3 protein-coding genes are annotated in these 3,967 nt (G+C 63.3%); all 3 read right to left on the minus strand.

The features are described 5' to 3' along the window. Window positions 1-880: NAD(P)-dependent oxidoreductase (locus WBB85_RS19410; RefSeq protein ID WP_432640236.1), on the minus strand; the 880-nt coding region annotated here is incomplete at its 3' end. A 21-nt stretch (window positions 881-901) separates the two neighbouring features. Next, window positions 902-2,338 carry an aldehyde dehydrogenase family protein gene (locus WBB85_RS19415; protein WP_432640237.1) on the minus strand — a complete coding sequence of 479 codons (1,437 nt, stop codon included), beginning with the start codon at window positions 2,336-2,338 and terminating at the stop codon, window positions 902-904. A 4-nt stretch (window positions 2,339-2,342) separates the two neighbouring features. Then, complete coding sequence (locus WBB85_RS19420; protein WP_432640238.1) at window positions 2,343-3,881, minus strand: trimethylamine methyltransferase family protein; 1,539 nt, start codon at window positions 3,879-3,881, stop codon at window positions 2,343-2,345. Between the last annotated feature and the right edge of the window lie 86 nt (window positions 3,882-3,967).

Raw genomic sequence — 3,967 nt, forward strand, 5'->3', positions numbered from 1 at the left:
AGCCCGGGGCGCGCAGATCGGTGCCCAGCTGGTCTTCCAAGAGTTTCGCGATCATCGGCGACTGCGCATCGCCGCCATAGGCGGCCTTGGCGGCGACATAGGTCTGGTTGGTCGCGGCGGCGAGGTCCAGCGGCACGCCGAATTCGCGGCCGAATTCCATCGCGAAACCCAGATCCTTCAGCGCCAGATCGACGTTGAAAGCGATGTCATAGGAGCCGTTGAGGATCAGCGCGCCTTCGGTTTCATGCACGAAGGAATTGCCTGACGAGGCGGCAATCGCATGCCATGCCTGCCCCAGATCGAGCCCGCCACGTTTGGCCAGCATCAGCGCTTCGCCACAAGCCTTGAGGTGAATGAAGGCCAGCATGTTGGTGATGACCTTGATGATGGAGGACGACCCCAGAGGGCCCATATGGAAGACGCGGTTGCCCATCGCCTCGAACGCTTTCCAGTGCAGATCAACGATGTCCTTGTCACCGCCCGGCAGCATGGTGATCTCGCCCCGGTAGGCAAGGTGGACGCCGCCCGTAACGGGCAGTTCCAGCATGCGGATGCCCTCGGCCTCGACAACTTTGGAAAAGGCCAGAACGTCGTCGCGGCCAAGCGTCGACATCTCGATCCATGTCGCGCCCTTCTTCATCTTGGGCAGGATCTGCGCCAGCACCTTTTCGGTGACCCGCGGGGAAGGCAGGCAGGTGATGACGTGGTCGACCGAGGCCGCGACCTCTTCGGCGCTCTCGGCCCAGGTCGCGCCCGCCGCGATCAGGGGTTCGGCCAGTTCTTTCTTGAGGTCGGTGACCGTGACCTTAAAGCCCGCTTTCAACAGACAGCCCGCGCAGGCCGCCCCGAGATTGCCGAGGCCGATATAACCGTAATGCATGATAGTTCCTCCGTAAGCGCCTCAGGCGCCGTATCCGATGATGCCCTTGACCTCGCAAAAGTCGTGAATGCCCCAATCGGCATATTCACGGCCATTGCCAGATTGTTTGTAACCGCCGAAGGGGGCGAAGGTGTCCCAGTCGGGGTAATTGATCTGCACCTGTCCGGTGCGAAGACGCCGCGCCACCGCGCGGGCCTCGGTCAGGTCGCCCTGAACGAAACCGCCCAGCCCATAGACGCTGTCATTGGCCATGGCGACGGCCTCATCGACGCTATCATAGGGCAGGATGGCCAGAACCGGGCCAAAGATTTCCTCGCGCGCGATGGTCATGTCAGGGGTGACGCTGCCAAAGATCGTCGGTTTGACGAAATGGCCCCGGTTCATGCCGTCGGGGCGGCCAAGACCGCCGGCCACCAGCACGGCACCTTCGTCTATACCGGTCTGGATCATTCCTTGGATTTTTTCGTATTGCGCCCGGCTGACGACCGGACCGATTATTGTCGCCGCATCGCCCGGATCGCCGACCGTCATGCTGTCGGCCTTGGCCCCGGCGATGGCCAATGCCTCTTTCTCCAAGTCACGCGGCACGAACATCCGGGTCGGTGCATCGCAGCTTTGGCCGGTATTCAGCATGCAGCCCTCGACACCGCCCTCGACCGCCGCTTTCAGATCGGCGGAGGCAAGGATGATATTGGCCGACTTGCCGCCCAGTTCCTGCGCCACGCGCTTGACCGTGGGGGCGGCCGCTTGGGCCACCATGACACCTGCCCGGGTGGAGCCGGTGAAGGACACCATGTCGACCTCAGGGTGCGATGAAAGGCGCGACCCCACGCCCGGCCCGTCGCCATTGACAAGGTTGAAGACCCCGGCGGGAACGCCCGCCTCATCCATGATCTCGGCAAAGACGAGACCCGAGAGGGGCGCGATCTCTGACGGTTTCAGGACCATGGTGCAGCCCGCGACCAATGCGGGCGCCACCTTGCAGACGATCTGGTTCATCGGCCAGTTCCAGGGCGTGATCAGCCCGACGACGCCGATCGCCTCGCGCTGGATCAGCGTCGTACCGCGCATCTCTTCCCAGTGGAAGCGTTCAGCGGCCTCGATGGCAGCGGCCAGATGCACTTCGCCCGCCCAGACCTGCGCCTCGCGGGAAAAGCCGATGGGCGCGCCCATCTCGACCGACATCGCCTGCGCCAGATCCTCGGCGCGGGCCAGATAGATCTCATGCACGCGGCGCAGAAGGGCAATGCGTTCAGCAGCAGGCAGGGCCGAGAAGGCGGGAAACGCCGCCCGCGCCGCCATGATCGCCCGGTCGGCATCCTCGACCGAGCCGATGGCGACCTCGCCCACGATTTCCTCACTCGCTGGGTTCTCCACTGCCAGCCGGGTTGCCCCGGCGCCGGGCAAAACCCATTCGCCGCCAATGTAGAATTGGCCCAGCCGTTCCGTGATGTTCATCGGACTACCTGAAATAGATGTTGTACTTCGCCCGAATCGCCCGGTCGATTTCGGGATCGATCACACTGCCCGCCTTCGACAGGATCTCGTTCTTCCGCGCGATGGCGGCGTCCAGAAGCACGGGCTTTCCGGCCTCGTTCCATTCCTTCGGGCTCATCCGGTTGGCGACGCTCGGATAGATATATTCCGTCTGCATCAGCTTCAGCGTCTGGTCGGACCCAAGGTAGTGCCCAGGTCCGCCCATGCAGACCTGCTTCATCGCCTCGATCGAGGTGCTGTCCTCGGTCACATCGATACCGCGCACCAGCCGCATGGCCTGGCCCAGAAGGTCATCGCCAAGGACAAGGCTTTCGAGACAGAAGCCCAGAAGCGAGGCATGCATGCCCACGGCCTCATAACACATGTTCAGCCCGGCGAGCCCGGCAAGCGAATTGGTAATGCCCTGCTCCCAGCCCGCCTGCATGTCGGGCAGTTTCGAATCCGAAATGCCCGAGGCGGCGCCACCCGGCAGGTTGTAGAATTTGTGCATCTGGGCGCAACCTGCAGTCAGCAATGCCTGTTCCGCCGACCCGCCCGACATGGCGCCGGTGCGCAGATCGGACACGAAAGGCCAGGTGCCAAAGATCGCAGGTGCGCCCTTTTTTACGGCGTTGACATAGACGACGCCCGCCAGACATTCCGCCACGGCCTGTACAATGGTCAGCGCGATCGGCGCGGGCGCCGTGGCGCCCGCCTGACCCGCTGACAAAAGCAGAACCGGCATGCCGCGACGGATGCAATCCTCCATCACGACACAGCTTTCCTCGGCAAACTTCATCGGCGGCACGACGAAACAGTTGGAGTTCGAGACGAACGGCCGTTCCAGCCACTTCTCCTCACCACCCGCAACCATATGGATCAGGTCCAAACAATCCGCGACATGGGACGGATCGCTGAATGAGGTGCCGACATGTTTGCGCGTGCCCGCAAGCGAACCGTAGAGCGTGTTGAGGTCCATTTCCTGATTGTCGACCACATCGCGGCAGACCATCGTGCGCTGGTAGAAATGGATATTGTCGAGATTGTCGACGAGCCGCGCCGCGTCATAAAGGTCCTGCGCGGTGCTTTCGCGATAATCCAGCGTCACCGGGTCGACGATATGCACGGCAGCGCCCGCAGTGCCGTAATGCACCTTTGAGCCCGACAGATGCAGATCGTGCTTCGGATCGCGAGCATGCAGCGTGATGTCGCGCGCGGCAACGGCCAGCATGTCCTCGACAAGCGCGCGGGGAAACCGGATACGGCCGTCATCGCCCTGAATGGCGCCTGCCTCGGTCAGGGCCTTCACGCCTGATTCCGGTGCCTGTGACAGGCCGATCACTTCCAGCGCTTCAAGTGCAGACTGGTGGATCTTTTCAACGCTGGCCTCGCTCAGGGGCTTGTACTGGCCGCCCGACATGCCCGCGCGAACGGGACGAACCGCATCCGACAGCGGCGCTGCCCGTGCTGCCCGCCGTGCCTCGCGTCCGCCTGCCCGTGCCGCCCGCCGCGGCTCGCAATTCATTGCTTCATCCGACATTGCCGTCTCTCCCTGAAAGCCTGCTGCCTTCATCTTGGCTGAAATACCTCGGGGGGTCCGGGGGGCTGGCC

The sequence above is a fragment of the Albidovulum sp. genome (assembly GCF_049646345.1).
Lineage (GTDB): Bacteria > Pseudomonadota > Alphaproteobacteria > Rhodobacterales > Rhodobacteraceae > Albidovulum.